This window comes from Macellibacteroides fermentans (assembly GCF_013409575.1).
GTDB lineage: Bacteria > Bacteroidota > Bacteroidia > Bacteroidales > Tannerellaceae > Macellibacteroides > Macellibacteroides fermentans.
Map to the genome: position 1 here is coordinate 70,550 of NZ_JACCCY010000007.1, position 20,133 is coordinate 90,682.

13 protein-coding genes are annotated in these 20,133 nt (G+C 40.8%); 4 read left to right on the forward strand and 9 right to left on the reverse strand.

Annotated elements, in window-relative coordinates; translation table 11 throughout:
• Window positions 1-61: 61 nt before the first annotated feature.
• From F5613_RS15785 to hflX, 3 genes are all read right to left on the reverse strand, one after another.
• The gene (locus tag F5613_RS15785; RefSeq protein ID WP_179400468.1) at window positions 62-1,702 is read right to left on the reverse strand and encodes a fumarate hydratase; all 1,641 of its coding nucleotides are present in this window, start codon (window positions 1,700-1,702) and stop codon (window positions 62-64) included.
• A 127-nt stretch (window positions 1,703-1,829) separates the two neighbouring features.
• Window positions 1,830-3,818 carry a DUF4954 family protein gene (locus F5613_RS15790; RefSeq protein ID WP_179400469.1) on the reverse strand — a complete coding sequence of 663 codons (1,989 nt, stop codon included), beginning with the start codon at window positions 3,816-3,818 and terminating at the stop codon, window positions 1,830-1,832.
• A gap of 28 nt (window positions 3,819-3,846) precedes the next feature.
• Window positions 3,847-5,079, reverse strand: coding sequence for a GTPase HflX (hflX, locus tag F5613_RS15795; protein ID WP_179400470.1), 1,233 nt, complete (start codon window positions 5,077-5,079; stop codon window positions 3,847-3,849).
• A gap of 73 nt (window positions 5,080-5,152) precedes the next feature.
• Between hflX and F5613_RS15800 the strand changes: the two genes are divergently transcribed.
• Both F5613_RS15800 and F5613_RS15805 read left to right on the forward strand, forming a co-directional pair.
• Window positions 5,153-7,288 (forward strand): hypothetical protein, encoded by a 2,136-nt coding sequence (locus tag F5613_RS15800; protein WP_179400471.1) that lies wholly within the window; start codon window positions 5,153-5,155, stop codon window positions 7,286-7,288.
• 142 nt (window positions 7,289-7,430) lie between these two features.
• The gene (locus tag F5613_RS15805) at window positions 7,431-7,634 is read left to right on the forward strand and encodes a hypothetical protein (protein WP_068181990.1); all 204 of its coding nucleotides are present in this window, start codon (window positions 7,431-7,433) and stop codon (window positions 7,632-7,634) included.
• 89 nt (window positions 7,635-7,723) lie between these two features.
• On the opposite strand, the gene F5613_RS15810 is transcribed toward F5613_RS15805, so the two are convergent.
• The 6 genes from F5613_RS15810 to F5613_RS15835 all read right to left on the reverse strand — a co-directional run bounded on the left by F5613_RS15810 (window position 7,724) and on the right by F5613_RS15835 (window position 18,927).
• Entirely contained in the window at window positions 7,724-10,474 is a 2,751-nt protein-coding gene (locus tag F5613_RS15810) for a M60 family metallopeptidase (RefSeq protein WP_179400472.1), read from the reverse strand.
• 151 nt (window positions 10,475-10,625) lie between these two features.
• The gene (locus F5613_RS15815; RefSeq protein WP_179400473.1) at window positions 10,626-11,945 is read right to left on the reverse strand and encodes a BT_3987 domain-containing protein; all 1,320 of its coding nucleotides are present in this window, start codon (window positions 11,943-11,945) and stop codon (window positions 10,626-10,628) included.
• 19 nt (window positions 11,946-11,964) lie between these two features.
• Window positions 11,965-13,788, reverse strand: a complete 1,824-nt coding sequence (locus F5613_RS15820; RefSeq protein WP_179400474.1) for a RagB/SusD family nutrient uptake outer membrane protein — start codon at window positions 13,786-13,788, stop codon at window positions 11,965-11,967.
• 18 nt (window positions 13,789-13,806) lie between these two features.
• Window positions 13,807-17,112 (reverse strand): TonB-dependent receptor, encoded by a 3,306-nt coding sequence (locus tag F5613_RS15825; RefSeq protein WP_179400475.1) that lies wholly within the window; start codon window positions 17,110-17,112, stop codon window positions 13,807-13,809.
• A 45-nt stretch (window positions 17,113-17,157) separates the two neighbouring features.
• Window positions 17,158-18,135 carry a FecR family protein gene (locus F5613_RS15830; RefSeq protein WP_179400476.1) on the reverse strand — a complete coding sequence of 326 codons (978 nt, stop codon included), beginning with the start codon at window positions 18,133-18,135 and terminating at the stop codon, window positions 17,158-17,160.
• Between the two features lie 198 nt (window positions 18,136-18,333).
• Window positions 18,334-18,927, reverse strand: coding sequence for an RNA polymerase sigma-70 factor (locus F5613_RS15835; RefSeq protein ID WP_176421699.1), 594 nt, complete (start codon window positions 18,925-18,927; stop codon window positions 18,334-18,336).
• A 410-nt stretch (window positions 18,928-19,337) separates the two neighbouring features.
• On the opposite strand from F5613_RS15835, the gene F5613_RS15840 reads away from it, so the two are divergent.
• Together F5613_RS15840 and tnpB are read left to right on the forward strand one after the other, a co-directional pair.
• Window positions 19,338-19,739, forward strand: coding sequence for a hypothetical protein (locus tag F5613_RS15840; RefSeq protein WP_179399236.1), 402 nt, complete (start codon window positions 19,338-19,340; stop codon window positions 19,737-19,739).
• 4 nt (window positions 19,740-19,743) lie between these two features.
• The gene (gene tnpB, locus F5613_RS15845) at window positions 19,744-20,085 is read left to right on the forward strand and encodes an IS66 family insertion sequence element accessory protein TnpB (RefSeq protein WP_179399144.1); all 342 of its coding nucleotides are present in this window, start codon (window positions 19,744-19,746) and stop codon (window positions 20,083-20,085) included.
• Window positions 20,086-20,133 lie beyond the last annotated feature (48 nt).

Consider the following 20,133-nt stretch of genomic DNA (forward strand, 5'->3'; position numbering starts at 1 on the left):
ATAAAAAAAACAGGTACTCCGTTGGATGGAGTACCTGTCTGTATATTTAAATAAGGTATGCTTATTTACTTAGGATGCACATCGGTTTCAATTGTTTGAAGAAGTCGTTTCCTTTATCATCCACAAGAATGAATGCGGGGAAGTTTTCTACTTCAATTTTCCAGATGGCTTCCATACCTAGTTCCGGATATTCAAGGCATTCAACCTTCTTGATGCTTTCCTGAGCAAGGATAGCTGCCGGTCCGCCGATGCTTCCCAGATAGAATCCTCCGTACTTGTGACAAGCATCGGTTACCTGCTGACTGCGGTTACCTTTGGCAATCATGATCATGCTGCCACCCTGCGACTGGAACAGGTCTACATAAGAGTCCATACGGCCGGCAGTTGTGGGGCCGAAGGAGCCAGATGCCATACCGGTAGGTGTTTTAGCCGGACCAGCATAATAGATGGGGTGATCTTTGACATACTGAGGCAATCCCAGACCGGCATCGATTCTCTCTTTAAGTTTAGCATGTGCGATATCGCGGCCTACTACGATTGTACCGTTCAATGACAAACGGGTCGAAACAGGATATTTGCTAAGTTCTTTCAGAATATCGGCCATCGGTTGATTCAAGTCGATCTGAACGGCTTCTCCTTCGCCGGCACGACGTAATTCTTCCGGAATGAAACGGGCCGGATTTGTTTCCATCTTTTCAATCCAGATACCGTCTTTGTTGATTTTAGCCTTAATGTTACGGTCGGCCGAACAAGAAACACCCATACCTACCGGACAAGAAGCTCCATGTCTGGGCAGACGGATGATGCGGACGTCGTGAGCAAAATACTTGCCGCCGAACTGAGCGCCTAGACCCATCTTCTGAGACTCAAGCAAAACCTCTTTTTCAAGTTCGATGTCGCGGAATGCCTGACCACCTTCGTTTCCTGAAGTAGGGAGGTTGTCGTAATATTTAGCAGAAGCCAATTTAACTGTTTTCAAATTTACCTCTGCCGAAGTACCTCCGATAACAAATGCAATGTGATATGGAGGGCAGGCAGCTGTACCTAATGTCTTCATCTTCTCAACCAGGAATTTAACCAGGGATGTTGGATTCAACAACGCTTTGGTTTCCTGATACAGGTAGGTTTTGTTGGCAGAACCACCTCCCTTTGCTATACAAAGGAATTTGTATTCGTTACCCTGTACTGAATAAAGGTCGATCTGAGCAGGAAGGTTGCAGCCTGTGTTGATTTCCTTATACATGTCCAGCGCTACGTTCTGCGAATAACGAAGGTTTTCTTCTGTGTAGGTTTTATATACTCCTAAGGACAGGGCCTCTTCGTCGCAGCCATCGGTCCAGACCTGCTGACCTTTTTTACCCATGATGATAGCTGTACCTGTATCCTGACAGGTAGGAAGCTGACCTTTAGCCGAAACTTCCGAGTTGCGAAGGAAAGTTAGCGCAACAAACTTGTCGTTCTCGCTGGCTTCAGGATCCGATAAAATCTTAGCGACCTGTTCCTGGTGTTCAGTGCGGAGAAGGAAAGATGCATCACGAAAAGCTGCGTTCGCTAATTTGGTAAGTCCTTCGGCTTCTACTTTAAGGATTTCCTTTCCCTCAAATTCACTTACAGAAACATGTTCTTTTGTAAGCAGATAATACTCCGTTTTGTCTTTTCCCATGGGAAAAGGCTCTTGATACTTAAAAGGAGGTGTTGCCATATCTATACTATTTTTAATATAATGATGTTACAATATTATCCCACAAATGTACAGAATAAATCCATACAGATTACAGCTCTAATACCTAAAAGAACTTAAGTGACGTATAACCTGCAGATAGTTTATTTTACAATACGACCTTAAGTCTTTCAATCAGTTCGTTTCCGAGGGCCTCTTTTTTTACGATATGATCTTTTACAGCCAATACAAATGGATTGTTCTCGAAGTCGCCCCGTACGCCTTCAAAGTCTTTCATCTTCTCGGTTGCCGATCCGTCTACTCCGAATCCGATCTTGGAAGTAAGTGAAAACTCTTTCTTTGCATCGGCATACAATAGCTCGTCGAGGGATACGACCGACTCTTTCCATATTTCAGTGAGTGCAATCAATTCCTTTGCAGTGATTGTTTGCAGGTTGACTCCGTAAACCGACTCTATCATATCGTACGCCCAGGTCCACTCCATTTCATAATAATGCTTCTGGATGTCGAGAATAATTGCGGAGATTTCTTCTAACGATGTTATTTCGCCCGCTTCGATGCTGCGCAGCAGATTCTCGATTACTTCCTGAGGGGCAATCATCCCCGACAGATCGATCCATTCTCCCTTTCCCCTGGATTCGGTAGGTTGTAATTGGGCCCAAATTTCCTCTATGCTGGAGAAGGCAATCCCTTCCAGACGTTTGATAAGCGAGTTTCCCAGAAACTTGTTGATTGCCTTTCCGTATAGCGCGAGTCCGTTTCGTAACGAAGACCCTTTGATGCGGGTGTTCTGGTAGTAGTAGATCTCGGAAGTCTCACCTACAAGGGCCTGGAGGTTTTTGAGCACTTCCACGGCCTTCCGCATTTTACTGATAGTATAGGGACTAAGTAAATTGTAATTGATCGGATCTAACTGCAAACCAGCCTTGCGCTTGTCTCGCTTGGGCCATTTCTGTGCATCGCGGATTGTTCCCACACTACGCAGGTTCACACCCGGGACCAGATAGGTTTCATCGTCTTTCTCAATAAGATAGGAGAAAGGCATATCGGATGTGTCGCAGTGGTGATAATGCCTTCCCATCACCAGAGAGAATGCCCCTACACGGGCCGGCCAAAGTATATAAGAGTCGCTTGTCGTTTTGGAGCCTCTTTCTACAATACCCTGATGAATTGGTCCCAGTTTATACATATGGTTGCTTTGGTTGGATCCGCTTCCGGCATTGAGAAAAGAATACATTCCTGCGATCAGCAGGCTGCTTTTGTGCATGGAAACGGTAAAGGGACCAGCAAAGATGGCACAGGCTTCTCCGTTTTCGAAGGCACAGTTGCTGAATAACAAGGAGTCGTGAGCCGAGAAATTGTGAGTGATGTGGCAGGCCTGTCCAACAAAACAACGTACAATCTTGGCTGCATCGGATAATATTACACCTGCCGAAAGGATAAAATCCTGAGCAATTACACTGTCGCCTACATACACAGGCTCTTCTTCGCGGCTGTTTACGGATCCGTTTTCCAGACGGGTGCAATTCTCGATGGTTGCATAGCTCCCGATGCGTACATTCCGTATGGTTCCGGTATTTGTAATACGCGAATTGTTGCCGATCGAGCCTCGTGAGCTGGAAATTTCTTTTGAATAGGATTCGATGAGGTTGCTTATTCTGCTGATTAACTGCGGTCGATGACGATACAGGGTAATCACATAGGCAAGAGGTGCCGGCAGCCAGTCATATATCGGGACTTCACGTCCACCGGTTTCATTCAACACCGACACCAGTGTGCCATTGCCAAAGGAGCTGACTCCATCCACTAAAATTACATTGACATGCTGGATGATACAATTCTCGCCGATATCATAGTTGGCAATGTAATTTTGCACATTTTCAATTAAACAGTTGTCGCCTAATCTGCAATTGTGCAGGGTTACGTGGCGCAGACCGGCATGCTTTTTAAGTCCGCCGGGCAAAATAAATTCTTTGTTGAAAGCCCCCAGGGTTACCTCGCCTGAAAAACGAGTGTGGCTTACATACTTAATGTCAAAGTTCTCGGGCACAAAAACGGAACTCCAGTTGTCCGCCATACATGCATTGGCCTGCAGCATGGCAATTTCTTCCGGCCGCAGGTTACGCTTTTTACTCATACGTTTACAAATTTAGGATAACATGATTTTATTCATCCAGACTTCCATCGTCAACATCATCATATTGTTGGTACAGGAAATCATTATACGGGAAACGCGTGGTGTGAATTTCTCTTACGCGCGAATACAATTTTGTTTTTAGTTCATCTACATTGGTTTTGTCTTTAGCCGAAATAAAAATACAATTGTCTTGCAGACGGTTCATCCATGTATTTTTTAATTCGTCCAGACTTACATTCTCGCGGGTACGCGGGGTCAGATCGTCTTCCTCTTTCGGAACAAACGAGAATGCATCTATCTTATTGAATACAATAATCATTGGTTTCTCCTCTTTGTCGATGTCGGCAAGCGTTTTGTTTACAACCTCTATCTGTTCTTCAAACTGAGGGTGCGAAACATCGACTATATGTACCAACAAATCGGCTTCACGCACTTCATCCAGTGTGGATTTGAATGATTCCACCAGCTCTGTAGGAAGTTTACGGATAAACCCAACGGTATCGGACAGAAGAAACGGTAAATTGTCGATAATTACCTTTCTTACAGTGGTGTCCAGGGTTGCAAACAACTTGTTTTCGGCAAATACTTCACTTTTGCTTAACAGGTTCATAAGAGTTGATTTACCCACATTGGTATAACCAACCAAGGCCACACGAACCATCTTTCCACGGTTTTTGCGTTGGATGGATTTGGTCTTGTCTATGTTTACCAGCTCCTTTTTAAGCAATGAGATCTTGTCGAGGATGATACGTTTGTCGGTTTCGAGCTGAGTCTCTCCCGGTCCACGCATACCAACACCCCCCCGTTGACGCTCGAGGTGAGTCCACAGACGGGTAAGTCGGGGTAACATATACTTGTACTGAGCCAGCTCCACCTGCGTCTTGGCATGGGCAGTCTGTGCCCGTTTAGCAAATATATCGAGAATAAGGCTTGTGCGATCCAGAATCATCACCTGCAATTCCTTCTCAATATTTCGTAATTGCTTTGGAGATAACTCGTCATCAAATATCACAACCCCTATTTCATTTTCAACCACATATTCTTTGATTTCCTGCAACTTACCTGTTCCCACAAAGGTTACCGGATTGGCATAATCCAGTCGCTGGTAAAACATCTTTACCGGCTCCACCCCCGCTGTATCAGCCAAAAACGCCAGCTCATCCAGGTATTCCTTGATTTTCTGTTCGTTTTGATTTGGAGTAATTAACCCCACCAATACCGCTTTCTCTGTTTGTGCCTCTGATATGATAAATTCTTTCATGCTACAAAGATAGTAAATTCAAAGATTTGTTTATATTTGTAGCTAATTTTGTAACCAGATAATTGCCTTAGCTATGAAAAAGACCGCCGTGTGCTTTATTTTTACCCTGTTTTTTACCTCTTTTGCGTTGACTACCAGTGCTCAAACCGTTCACCCCGATCAATGGAGCAGCTGGATTAACGATACTTCGAAGAATTTAGTTGTAATAGATACTTTCAGGGTTCAGAATTTTGAATCTTTTTCCATAGATACATGGGAATACACCTTAACAGGGAAAGGAGCCTCATTAGCAAATGCCTCAATTAATGGAATAACCGGTCAGAATGGAAACTATTCCGTTTGGTTACCTGCGGGAAGTGGTATTGTTTTTGCACCGCTTACTATTTCAGCTTATGAAACAGTTCAGACCCGGATAAACTATGTTGGCAAAGATCTGGCCGTATCTCAAAAACTTCTGTACTCTTCCATTCAGGATAACATTGCAATTAGTGATCAATTTCAAGATCCTAATACGGATGGTTCTTTCAAATCCCGGACAATGTCTAAAGTGAACTTAATACATATCTATGTTGACGAGACGACTCCTCCGCAGGGAGGGTTTTATGTAGATAATGTATTCAGTTACGGGAAAATTGCCGGAAACTCACTGTTTACCGGTGTCGGAAACTGGAACGATTCAATCCGGTGGAGCCATCTTCCGCCGGCCCGTCTTAGGAAGGCGCTGGTTGCAGGAAATGTAACGGTGACGAATAATCAGCAGGTAAGCGGCTTGAAAATAGGACAAGGATCTGTCAAAGTGGATGAAGGTGCTCGACTTACAATAGACAGTACGCTTGTCTTGTATCATACAGCACAACACAAATCGGAGTTTATTAATAAGGGAACGTTGGTGGCAAAAGATAAAGTTCAATTGGTAACCTCTTTCCCTCAAAAGGGGGTATGGCGTTTTATTTCATTCCCTTTCGATGTGTATGCAAATGGTATAGATCCCCGGTTTATTTTGAAAGATGATCAAACGGCAACGAACGGAAACTATCTTTATGCACAAATATATGATGCCAGCAAGCGGGCTGAAACAGGGACTGAATCTTCTAACTGGAAACCCGTGCCGGCGTCATTGGGGACTGGAGATCAATTGGTCTTTCAAAAAAATAAAGGCTATCTGATTGCTATCGACGAGGCTTCAACCGATACGTTGCTCACCTTTACCTCCCGGTCCGGGGCTATTCCGTCTGACTTTGGCAAGGAGGTTCAACTATCCGTACCTCATTACAGCTATCAGGAAAATGCAGGCTCTCCGCACAGCGGTTGGTATTTATCCGGAAATCCGTTCCCATCACCTATGTCTGTCAGCCAACTGCCGGCGGGGACTTCTTTGGGGAATTTTATATATTGGTATAATGGCTCAACCTATGAGGTCTTTGATGCAGGAGGTAGTGGTGTGATTCCTGCCTATGGTGCGTTCTTCTTTAAAACTACGGCACAAACCGATGTCAGCCTAAAAACCAGGGATTTTCCGGTGGTGAAAGGAGAGGCGTTTTCTTCTTCCAATTCATTCATTGGAATTACGTTGCAGGGGGCAAAATATAACGACCGTACAGAAGTCCGCTTTATCCCCGAAGCAACCACCCATATCGATCAGGCGTATGATGCATATAAGCTCACAAGTTTGTTAAATGAATCTCCACAAATAGCAACTGAGTGCAGATCCAATCTTCTGGCAGTGAATGCACAACCATTGGAAGGAGATAAAATTGTGATACCTATTCATTTGCGAATTCCTTCTTTAGACAGTTATATCCTTAACTTCAATGCCGATTCTTTTGATTCCGACCAGTATACTGTTCAGTTGGCCGACAAGCAGACCGGAAAGGTTACGGACGTAGCAGGAAATAAGAGCTACTCATTTGTTTCAGGAACAGCAGATGACTCCGATCGTTTTGAACTTATTCTGCAAAAAACGTTGTTGACTGAAATAGAAGACGTTACTCCAGCAAAATTTGGTATAGAAGGAAAAACGCTTGTTACAACAAATGTGCCAGTGAAAGGAACAGCCCGGGTAATGCTTTTAACGGGACAAACAATCTGGAATCAAGTCCTTCCTGCAGGAAGCAGTAGGACTGATTTAACATTAAATAAGGGTACATATATACTTCAGGTAGGTTTTGGTCGGATTTTGGAACAACAGTTGTTTATTATAGCCCAATAGGATTTGTAAAACTTATTGTATATTTGCTTGTGAAAAACGAGTGTAATAAAACAATCAATCGTGTAACTTAGTATATTAGTTTTTAAAGGTAATTAATGTGTAAGAAGCGTGTTCCAAGTATCCCTTTTAAAATTTTATTCAAATGAAAAAGATAAACATTACCTCTCTGCTTCTTCTGGTCTATCTGGCCGTGATGAGTGTTATGGGATGGCCCGGAAACAAGCCGAACCCGGATTACAAGTCTTATTTTCTGATTATGGGTATTTCTGTGGCTGCTATTCTGCTACTCCGCTATGTACAAATCAGAAGAATGAAATTCCGCAACAAGCAAAAAGAAAATGAATAAAAAAGAAAACCGGGACGTTACGTCCCGGCCTCATTCACTATTAATTAAAATCAAAAAACAATCTATTACCTCATGTTACTCTATGAAAATTATAAATCTACTTTTACCTTAGTTCCATTGGCCGCTACGGCATATACCTGATTGAACGAGCTTTTGCTTGTAAATGAGGTAGAAGGAGATATAAACACCAATTCCGTATCGTTATATACCTCGAAAGCCACCACATTTTTCCAATTTGTAAAGCTGAGTTGCTGACCACTTCTGGCAACGTTGCCTTTTTGGATGGAAGCGTTCATCTTGTAAACGGGTACCGAAAGGTCTGTTATATATTCAACAGCATGAGCCGGCTTTGGGTAGTTCTTTGCCTTGATAGCATCAATGGTCTGCTGAGCCTGGGTTTCGGTAATTAGGAAACGCTTTTCACCATAATCATCGAATGTATAGTCGACAGCCGAAAGCAATCCCCATTTCATAAAGAAATCTGTTAGATCCAGCTTTGCCACATCGCAACAAATCTTTGTGAATTCAAGCTGACTTAAACCATCGGTAGACTGATTAGAGGTAGTGCGGATCGCTTCATGTACATCCTTATAAAAATCGGTTTTACCAAGTACATTACTCAAATAAAGTTGTAATTGCCAGAAGGGAACCAGCTTGCAGAATACATCCGATTCACGTGCATGTGCAATCTTCTTTACAATCATATTACTCATTGCTTTTTCGTAACGGTTGGTATACCCATCTCCACTTAGATTTTCACCCTGAAGGCGAGACGTGTTTCCAAAGCTGGTTTGAATATACAGCGAATAAATATTATTACTCACTTCAGTCATGCCATGCCATTTAAGGCCTGGTCTGGTTTGGTTTACATGACCAATCTCGTGTGCCGGTCCCCATACGGAAGAACTTCTCACTTTAGCTGCATTTGTAAGTTCACCCAGTGTGGTATTGTTATAGGCCGTCCGGTTGTTTGTGGCATACATATACGATGTGTATATAACATGCAGATACATCCGGTTCGGATTCATCCGGTCGTATTTATCCAAACCCATAAATTCCTGTTCCAGACGTGTAATCTCATCATACACATCAATGAGGGCTTTACCATCGGGTGTGTTGTTCTTGAACTGATAGACCGGAAACGTAAGATGAGCGTATTCACCCAGTACATCAAAGTAATCGTCCACTGCATTGTTTAACAACGTGTTCCATTGAGTGGCCGTATGTTTCTTTACATCGAAATATCCGTTTACTTTTCCCGAAGCGAAATGAATGGTAATGGGTGATGCCGTTTTATATTCATTTGTATGATACATTACGTAAATAAGACCTCTGTTGGTCGGAACAATTTTGTTAATACCCTTTACCAGCGGATAAGAAGATGAACCATCATTGTATCCGTCGCCGCCCGGTTTATTTAAATTCTGAACCTTCAGACTAAGGGACTGATTGTTGGTTTCGCCAACACACACAATCAACGTGTCGTAAGCTGCCACACTTATTCCGGTAGGATTATCGAGTAAACTGTATGGATTTGTCTTGTTAGACGCAGCCAGCGTATTAGGATGCGGATAGGCCTTGTATTGTTGAATTCTAAATTCACGAGGATAGGACCCTTTCAGCATATAATAAGCCATGTTCTTGAAAAATGGATTAGAAACAGCTTCTATATCACTTTCTGTAATTCCGGCTCTTAATTCGGAACAGCTTGCATCGGTAAAAAGGACAGACGGATCGAAGTTGTCCGGATTTTTTCTGTAGAACTCCATCTCGGCACAAGCCGCAAATCCCTGTCCGTCGCCTGCACCCGATTTTACAATAAAGCGAATGGAAGCAATCCCTTTTACAGGCTGATCAAAACCAATCCGGGTGGCTGAACCACTTCCTTTAAAGTCGTAATCCAGCAATTTCTCGAATGTATTTTGTCCGTTCTTTCTAACTTGAATTTCTACCTCCTTAAAGTGACCGTTGGAGCCAGAGGTACGAGGGTAGTAGATAAGGTAATCTAAATCGGAAACCTCCCTCAGATTATAGGTTAGCGTAATAGGAAAGTAATTACTGGCCGTGTTGGTCCAATTTGAGTGATAGATTGTAGATTTGTCGTTATCAATGGATTTATCCAACCCGGAACCACTCTGAAAGGATGAAGCCTCAGCCGAAGCTACGACTAATTTTATATCATCTTTAATCCCACTTTCCACTGAAGGTTGATAATCCCCCTCTCCGGCCTGGGTGATGCTTACCTGTGCACTGGCCTTATTCTCTTTATTCCGGATGTAAATAATCCCGGTACGAGATTCCTTGCTGGCATTTCGTGAAACCACATACTTTGCGGTGGTTGTACTCATTTCGACAGATCGTAGCATAGGAGCCGGATTTACCCAATCAAGAGAATCTATCAGATCGAAAGATACGTTTGCTGTAATTTTCAGCTCGATTTCTTGTCCGATAAAACCTGGTGTAAATTTATCAGGCGACACCAATATCGTTGGCTTTACACCTAATTGACTTATTTTAATGGAGTGTGTTATACCCGCACCCTTTACTTGAATGGTGGTGGATCGTACATCCCATTCCTTGTTTTCTTCTACCTGAATAATCAGAGCCCTTTTCGTGCCATTTACCACAGGGCTGACTGAACACCAGGCTTCGCCGGCACCGTCAATGTAAGTTCCCCATTCCGATAGGTTAGTTGTAATCTGAATTTCCTTTCTCTGGGCTTCGGCAGAGAAGTCGACCGACTTATCAGTAATTTCAAAAGATTGGATGCCCTCGGGAGAATCATCGCTGCATCCTATTAAAATGAGCAGAAAGGCGATAAATGGTAAGAACTTTTTCATACAATGTGTTTACGTAATTAGATTTAGCTTTTAAGTATCATCGAGGAAGATTCCCAATTATGGGAAGATTCCTCGATGAAAGTTTAAATGGACCACTGGTCCGTTTGCAAAAGTAATACTCCTTTCGGGTATTTATTTAATAGTAGGTATGTTATTCGATACCCCGAACATCAACTTCAGCCATATTTGCAAATGGAGCCCGGTTGCTTTCGGTAATTTCAATTTTGAGGTAGCGACCTTTTGACTTTGTTACAGCAAATGGTTGTGCATCGTTTGTTTTCGCCATAAGGAAAGATCCAACTTTTGTCCAGTTCGATTTATCTGAGCTTATGTAAAAATTACCCGCTTTTGTATCTGTGTTATTGGTTCGTCTTGTAAGATCTACCTGCACAACAATTACCTCTTTTTGCATATCTATCGTTAGATGATGAGGTAATTGACCAGTTCCATTGGCCCATTGACTATGCCAGAATGTACTGGTATTACCATCAAGTATTAGGCTCGCAAACCCATTAGCTCCTTCTCCGGAAGCTTCTTCACTTGAAAAATCAACTACTTTCCATGTTAATTTAGATAACTTTTTTGCTTGATATGATACACCAAACAGACAGTTATCACTATCTGAAGCAATGTTAAATTTTGAAACAGATGCCAATTGAACAGGCAGAATATAATCGCCATAATCAAGCTTGTCTCTATTAATTTGGATTTTAACAGTTGCCCCCTTTTTACCGGATGCAATGGTTACAGGATTTGGATCTATTGTATAAGCCTGTACAGGCAATAACTTATATGAAGTTCCCTGTGCAGTGTTATAACTGTCTAATAGATCTTGATTGGCTTGAAGAGAACAGTTGATATCCCATTTATTTTCAAAATCAAGAGCTAAAGGAAGATCAAGTTCAATTGTAGCTTCACCACCATCGTCAATCACTGTGTTGGAAAATCCGGTTTTAGCCAAATATATGGTTGGTTCTAATACATTAGGCTTTATAAAGCTATATTTTTTATCTTCATTAATAGTTACCGATGCATCGCTTAATTGAATAGGCAGTACATAATTAGACGTTTTGTAATCCGGGATTGAAAGGATCGATTCCGGTTTGAAATTAATAGTAATGTATGCATTCTTTTCTTCTTTGCTAAATGCTAATTTAGAACCATCAATGGTATAACAAGTGGCTGGAATAGCTTTATAGTCGGTACTGTTTGTCTGATTGTACAATGCGAGTTCAGCATCAGATAAAACGGTTAACTCTGCTGTTGCCGAATTATTGAAAGCCCCACTTTTATAAGCACCGATCTTATAAGTTACATCTTCTCCAACGTTGTAAACATTGACAGAAATATCACCACTTTTTGATATATATACTTTTGTTTCTGTTAGATTGTCATCGCTTTTATCTTCACAGGAACTAGCGCCAAATCCTAAAACGAAAAGTAATCCAAATAATATGTTTTTAGTTTTCATTTGTTCTAACTTTATTAAATTACCAACCAAAATTCTGGGTTAATTGCTTATTTCTGTCTAGTTCACGTTGACTAAATGGATATAAGTAATGCTTAGGTTCAAATACCCTGACTTCAAATTCAGTTCTTTGCCAGAAAGCAGCAGGGGTTGTGTTGGCATTTGCAACCGGTGCCATCGTATTCATCCCGAACATTGGACCATTATCCGTCTGCTCTGCAATCATCCAGGTTCTTGTATCGAAATAACGATGTGATTCAAATGCTAATTCGATTCTACGTTCTTTGCGTATCAGCTCTCTCATTAGAGATTGATTGTTAACGGCTTCAGGGTAAACCTCTTCAATGTTTGGAACACCGGCACGAGATCTTATCTTGTTTAAATATAATAAGATATCCGAATTAGTTGGGTCGAATTCATTGAGCGCCTCAACATAATTGAGGTATATTTCTGCCAATCTGAAAATTGGGAATGTTAAATTACCCCATTGTCCACCATTACTATTCAACGAACCATCAATAAACCGGCGACAGATGTAACCCGATTTAGGATAATCATGGCTAACGCCAGGACCGCTATTACCGTTAAATGCAAATACGGGCACTTTTGCTCCAGCCATATAAGGCCAATCCGCTCCGCTCCATAGTACTGTCGCATAAAATCTTGGCTCTCTACCTACATACATGTTAAATGTACTTTTTTGCTTATGTCCGTCTTTTAACTGATCATAGGGGTGTTCAAAGTTTGAGAAACCATCTTCTTTGTATCCGGATGTTTCATCGATGATAGGAGTACCATCGTTTCTATAGCCTTTAATCGGATAGCGTCCATTAGCCATTGCATAGGCATCTACCTGTTGTTGAGTCGGGCCGATACCACCATATGCAGTACCACCAACAACACGGGGAGTACAGTGAACGCGGTTATAATATCCTCCAGTCCAGCGAGCCATAATAATTTCTTTATTCCATGTTTTAAGTCCTACTCCAAGGTAAGATTTGATGGGATTTCCTGATTCATCTTCATACAGTTCATATATTCCCAGGTCAATTACTCTTTTGTTAGCCTCAGCAGCTTCCTTCCATCTGTTTTTGTCGTATGTAGGGAAAAGTTTGGTTCCGTCGGGATTGGCTATTCCAGCATATAGTTCACAGCCATTGAATAAAGGACGGGCACTGTATAATTTTAATCGGGCAATCACCGATAATGCTGCCCCTTTAGTTGGTTTACCCCAATATATAGCATCTTGTTCCAAGGGGAGTACCGCTGCACACTCGGTCATTTCCTTTGTGATGTAATCTGCGCATTCCTGATATGTGTTTCGCATAAATGAAAGAGAGGCAACGTTTTGATTAAAATCTATCGGCTCGTCACCAACCAACATGATTGGTCCGTAAGAACGCAACAGAAGAAAATAGTAATAGGCTCTTGCATAGCGCGCTTCTGCCTTCCATTGTATTCTCTCTTGTTCACTTATATCTTCTGCTGTTGTAGCATCAATATTCTGCATAAATACATTTGCTTCGCGTATACCGCTATAGAATTTACTCCATCTGTCATAGGGTACGTTGGATGGACTCCATGTTCCAAAATTCATATAACGATAACCCCTGTTAAAAGTTGCACTTGCTTCATCAGAAGCCCCAATCCAGGGATTCTCGTCTACCCAATTCGATTCGTCAGGCATGAATCCCCATACATTATTCAGGTACTTTTCCACAGTCGATCGTTTCGACCATATTTTCTCAAAAGTAAGCGCTTCATCCTCCTGCTTGTCTAAGAATGAGTCGCATGAACTTATCATGAATACACTACATATAAGTGCTATATAATTAATAAACTTCATAAGTTTGTTTTTTAATAATTAGAAATTAACATTTAAACCTACATTAAATATTCTTGAAGGTGGGTAGCCTGCACCTTCTCCTCCTCCTTGTTCAGGATCCCAAAGTTTAAAATTGCTGAATGTTAACAGGTTAACTCCGGATGCGTAAATACGTACAGTTTTTAGGAAAGTTCCGTTAAGCATTTTCTTAGGGAAGGTGTAACCGATCTCAGCATTCTTAAACCGTAAGAAGCTACCATCTATCATTCTGAAAGTTGAATTTCGGTTGTTGTTTGTATTTGCATTAGAATCCAGACGTGGATATTTAGCATTTGGATTATTTTCTGTCCAACGATTCAAATACACATCTTCGTTAATAGCAGCTCTTGTTAAAGATCCCGAATTGAATCCATAAATAGAATTTCCACTTAAGAAATAAGAAACCTTGCTAATACCTTGAAAGAATACAGAAACATCGATACCTTTCCATTGCAAAGTTCCACCAAAACCGTAATTGATTTTAGGAATGTTTGAGTGTCCTATAGCTACAACATCTTCTTCGTTTATTAGTCCGTCGCCATTTATATCATTGTACTTAATATCTCCAACACGAACAGCACCGAAGCTTTGTGTGGGACTATTGTCTATTTCTTCCTGACTTTGGAATAATCCTAAGGCTTCAAGTCCGAAAAGCTGACCGTATGGTTTGCCAATTCGGTTTTGATACAGGTTTTTCCAATCTGGTTCATCGTTGTCAAGAATTTCACTTTGTGAATAGGTGAAGTTTCCTCTGCCGGTTAACACGAAATCTCCGATAGTTTGTTCATATTCGACCGTTCCGTCAAATCCTTGATTTTTCATCTTACCCACATTTACCCATGGGGTTGTTGATAATCCAACTAATCCTGGAAGAGCTGCTCGCTGCATAAAGATGCCTTCTCTTTTTTCATGGAAAACATCACCTTGTAATTTTAGTTTTCTGAACAATGAGAGTTCAAGACCTATATTTGTTTTGTATGCTTGTTCCCATCCAACGTTTGCATTAGCCCATTCACCAATGCGGATAGCTCCCGGATTATAGTTTCCGGTTTCGCCGAATTGATAGCTGGGTACATCAGATTGTTTGATTGTTGCTTCGTAAATAAAACGTCTGCTTCCTCCGATTTGATCGTTACCAACAATCCCGTAAGATCCTTTAATTTTAAGTACATCGATAACGCTTGTAATTGGCTGGAAGAACTTTTCATTGGAAACCATCCATCCTAATGCTCCGGCAGGGAAAACCCCAAACCGTTTACCCGGACTGAAGTTTTCTGATCCATTATATCCAATGTTACCTTCAATAAAATAACGATCATTGTAAGAATAGGTAATTCTACCAGCGATACCCTGATTCTTGTATGGAAGGCTGGTTTGAGCATCACCGGTTGCAGTATAATTCTTTATTTTATGATTATACAGAAATAAAGCACCTACACGGTGTACATCATTAAAAAGTCTGTCGTAAGTTATTGAACCTTCCAAATAGGTTGTTTTATATCCGTCAACTTCATTTTTATATCCTAGAGATTCCTGTCCTTTAGCCGTTTCATTATAAATAATATTACCATCCTCATCGCGTCCGATTGCCATGAACTGTTGTACCTCTTTTGATCTTGTAATCAGATTGGAATTGTACGCATCCCACGAAAATTTGATATTTGCTTTAAGACCCTGTGTAACAATCTCGCTGAAATCTTGAGTCAAACCGATTAAAGACTGAGCTGAGTTCCAGAATTGTTCTCTATAACCAGACTGCATAAGTAGGTTGTAGGGGTTGAATCCTGAACCGGCCAACGGTCCGGAGAACTTACCATCTGAATACCTTGCAGGGAATGCATTCGGAGATGTTGCAAATGAATAACTCCAGATATCACCGATAGCGGCTCCCGGACTATTCTTCTTCTCGTATACGTTTGCCAGATTTAAATTAAGAGTTGTGGACTTTGATAAATTAAGATCTAAGTTTGCCCTGAAATTTATTTTATTGTAGTTGATAGAAGAGTTGTAGTCGTTGGAGTTGTCCGATTTAAAAATAGATCCTTCATTATATATAGATCCTGCTATATAATATTTTGCAATGGAACCACCCCCGGAAATGTTTACATTCACACGTTGATTTGAAGTAAAATCCTGGTAAAGCTCGTCAATCCAGTTTACATCCGGATACAAATCAGGATCAGTGCCATTAGCATATTTATCGATAACTTCCTGCGAATAGTATTTAGATCCGGATGCTTCGTTGTACATTTCTGCAAATTGAGCAGAGTTAGCCATCTTAGGCATTTTTGACGGTCCCAGAATACCCATTTCAGCCTTAACATTAATTCTTGGAGCACCGTCTGCTCCTTTTCTGGTTGAGATAAGGATTACACCGTTTGCACCTCTCACCCCATATACAGCTGTTGCAGTAGCATCTTTAAGGATTGAAAATGATGCGATATCTTCCGGGTCAACTAAATCCAGACTTCGTTCAATACCGTCTACCAAAACAAGCGGGTTTTTATTTGCCCCAAAAGTACTGATACCGCGGATATAAAATTCAGAGCCTGAACCTGGTTCACCCGATCTTGTTACGGCAACTATACCTGCGAGTTGTCCTGCAAGATTGTTACTTATGTTACTGGTAGGGACTTTCAGCTTGGCAATATCTACACTTGAAATAGCACCGATTACACTTTCCTTCTTTTGAGATCCATAGGCAATTACCATTACTTCTTCCAGGGCTTCGGCGTCGGGAACGAGTTTAAATTGAATCTCAGTTTTGTCACCCGCCATAACTTCCATGTCTTTATAACCAAGATATGAGGCAACAACCAGACCAACATTGGCATTTACAGATAATGAATAATTACCGTTTACATCGGTTACAGCTCCAATGGTGGTTTCTTTAACCCATACATTTGCTCCAATAATTGGTTCTTTTGTTTCGGCATCAATAACACTTCCTTTGATAATTCTTTTTTTCTGTTGTGCATTTTGAGTTACAGGAACCGGTTTTAGAATGATTTCTTTGTCTTTAATTACATACGTCATTCCGGATTCTTTCAGAGCAATTTTAAGGACCTCTTCGATTGATCCTTCGCAGTCAATGTTTACTTTTTTTGAATCGTCTATGTCCGATGATCTGAAGAAAAAGGTATATCCGCTTTCTTTTTCGATTAGCTGGATAATTTGTTTAAGTGAGGCCGATTGTTTTTTTATCGACAACTGGCCTTGAGCGGCGTCTGTATACAAGGGGCTTGTAATGAGTGCCAGAGATAGTATCCCGGTACGCCATTTTATTCCCCGAAAATGATTTTTCATACTTTGCTGTTTTTTGTTATATTAGACATTAAATAACTCCGTTGGTTAGTAGAGGGTGATACTATCCCCCTCAATTGTTTTATTCAGGCCGGTACTGATACATATTTTATCCAGTACATCGGCTAATGGTTCGTCTTTTCCAATTGCTCCGGAGAACATACTTTCGCCAAGCTGTTCTTCACTTAAGAGGATTGTGACGCTGTAGTTTTGATTCAGAATCGCAATTATCTCTTTGAGAGGCTTGTCGGTAAATTTATATTTGCCCGAACGCCAGTCGTATTCGTCTTTTTCAAAGGAGCTAACCTGAATCTCTTTAGTTAATGGATCGTAAGTGACTTCCTCCATTGGTTTTAGTGTGATCTTCTTGTTTAAGGAAGGAACTTCAAAATTTACTTTACCGGTGTAAAGTTTTACTTCCGAATGCTGATTCTTATATGCTTTGATGTTGAAGGTTGTACCTAATACCTCCACATTGAATTCGTTTACCAATACCCTGAAAGTCGCTTTATTGTATTTTCTTACATCAAAGAACGCTTCCCCGGTAAGACTTACTTTACGATCCTTCAGGTAATTTTTTCCATAGCGCAGACTGGCTCCACCGTTCAGCCACACTTTCGAACTGTCAGGAAGAACTACCTCCCGGGTCTGCGCCAGGGGAGCCTCAATTAAGATATTGAGCTCGCCCTGGTTGTCGGTTACATATTTCCAAAGGCCTATCGAAATGAGTAGAGCTACAGATGCTACAGCAGCATAAGTAGCCAGATTTAGTTTAGTTATGCGCTTTTTAAGGAAGGGTTTGTGGTCTGTGTAAGTAAAGTTACCAGTATTTAGTTTTATTTTTTCGAATACGCGTTCTTTGTCGGCTGCAGAAAGATCTACCGCTTTGTAGCTGAAGTAATCTTTTACAATTGAAAAAAGGCGGCTGTTATTACCGTTTCCTTTTTTAATCTGCTCCAGAACCCTTGTTTCCTCCTGATTAAGGGAACTGTTTATGAACTTTGTAAGTATATTAAAAATATTCATTTTATACATCTCAATTTAATTGGCGTTTAATGGACTTCCAAAATCTGTTTTACCCCCAAAGGGAGGTTGATATTTAACATTTGATAACAATGATCTTGTTCAAATAATTGATTATAAGTATCCTCTGGACTACCTTATTTAAATAGTCTTAATTAATTTCGGAAGATTAAAGGGTTGATTTATAGCGATAAAGGCGTTTTAAGCTAGCATAAAAACAAATAGAGCCTTTTGTTTGATCGGATCTGTTTCGATCTGTAGGTAAGCGGCAATCTTTTTAAGTGCAATGTTAATTTGATTTTCCACTGTCTTTTGAGATATACCTAACACCTGGGCAACCTCCTTGTACTTCATGTTGTTTTCCCGAACTAAAAAAAGGATCATTCTGCATTGATTCGGTAATTCAGCTACCGCTTTATTAATTTTTGTCACCTCTTCGTTGGATATCATTTCCACCTCTGGATTAAAGGTGTATTCTTCCAGTTCGATCTCTATATCCTGCAGATAAACCTGTCTCCCGTGAAGGGTTAGGTTATTTAGATGACTTACCGAAGCATTGTAGACAGACGTATAAAGGTAATTAAGAATGTTCCTTATTTCTGTGTTTTTTCTACCTATCCAGAATTTTGTGAATACATCCGCTACGATATCTTCGCTCGATTCTTTGTTCTGTACAAACTTATTGGCAAAAACATACAATCTGTCGTATAGATAATTGAAAAGCTTGGAGAAGGCTATTTCATCATCTTCTTTACAGATTTTTCTGCTGAGCTCGTTAAGTTCTTTTGTTTCCAAAGTCAAGAAGCTAAATTTTGTTAATAACTATGTTTGGGAGACAAAGTAAAAACAATTTATTCAATTTTTAATATGTTAGAAGTTGTTATTTAATATTTTAACTCTTTATCCTATCGAATTAATTGAATTGCAATAAATGTTGCTGCATTCCTAATTATTGATTTATAGAGAACCAATTTATCTGTTATCTCAAACTAAATTGAATAAATCGCATTTTGATCTGTCATCTATCATGAAATGGCTTGAATCCCTTTATTGAAGCGGATAGTTGAGATGACAGATGCCTGGTGACAGATCCGAATGATCTGTCATCTGTCACAGCCGAATGCCGGGTTTTTGTAAGCGTCTCCGCGATGCCATCTTGTGAACACATTTGATCCCCTTTACCTTTGTTTTCAAAAAAGAAACAAATGAAAGCATCCGAACTTTATGCATTGGCAATCGAAGAGTACAGGCAAATCTGTATTTTAAGTAGCATGACTTTACGGGACTATTGCAAAGAACGTCATGTCTGCTACGGAGGTATCCAGAATTGGATGAGCAGGCATTCGATCAAAGTAGCAGATCTCAAGCCTCGTCCCGTATTACCCGATACTTCTGCCTCCACTCCTGAGCAAGCCTCTTGTGAAGGACAACAACTCTATCCGCTCTCCTTTATAAAGGAAGCATCAGAAAAACCGGTTTTCACAGGGAATGTTTTCCCTGTGCTTAAAGGCGTCAACATCACTTTTCCCGATGGCGTAATTATAACCATTAAAGAGATTAGCCAGGAAGATCTGAATAAATTTATACAAACCTATTTTAACCAATAATCCGATGTTTGCACTTACAGAATCCATGAGCTATTATCTATGTCCGCATTACGTGGACATGCGCAAAGGCATCTATTCCCTATACCAGTTAGTGAAGACAGACATGAAACGGAATCCTTTGTCGGGAGAGGTTTTTCTCTTCCTTGGCAGGAACCGGTCGTTAATTAAGATCCTTCACTGGGAAGACGGTGGATTTGTTTTGTATCAGAAAAAGCTGGAACGGGGCACCTTTGAAGTCCCCCGATTTAACCCTTCAAACAATGAGTTTGAGATGAAATGGAAGACCTTTGTCTTGATAATGGAGGGCGTCTCGGTCCGTTCGGCAAAGTACAGGATAAGGTTTTAGATAAGGCTTAATATATTGTATACCAAATATATAGCTAAATTATTTATT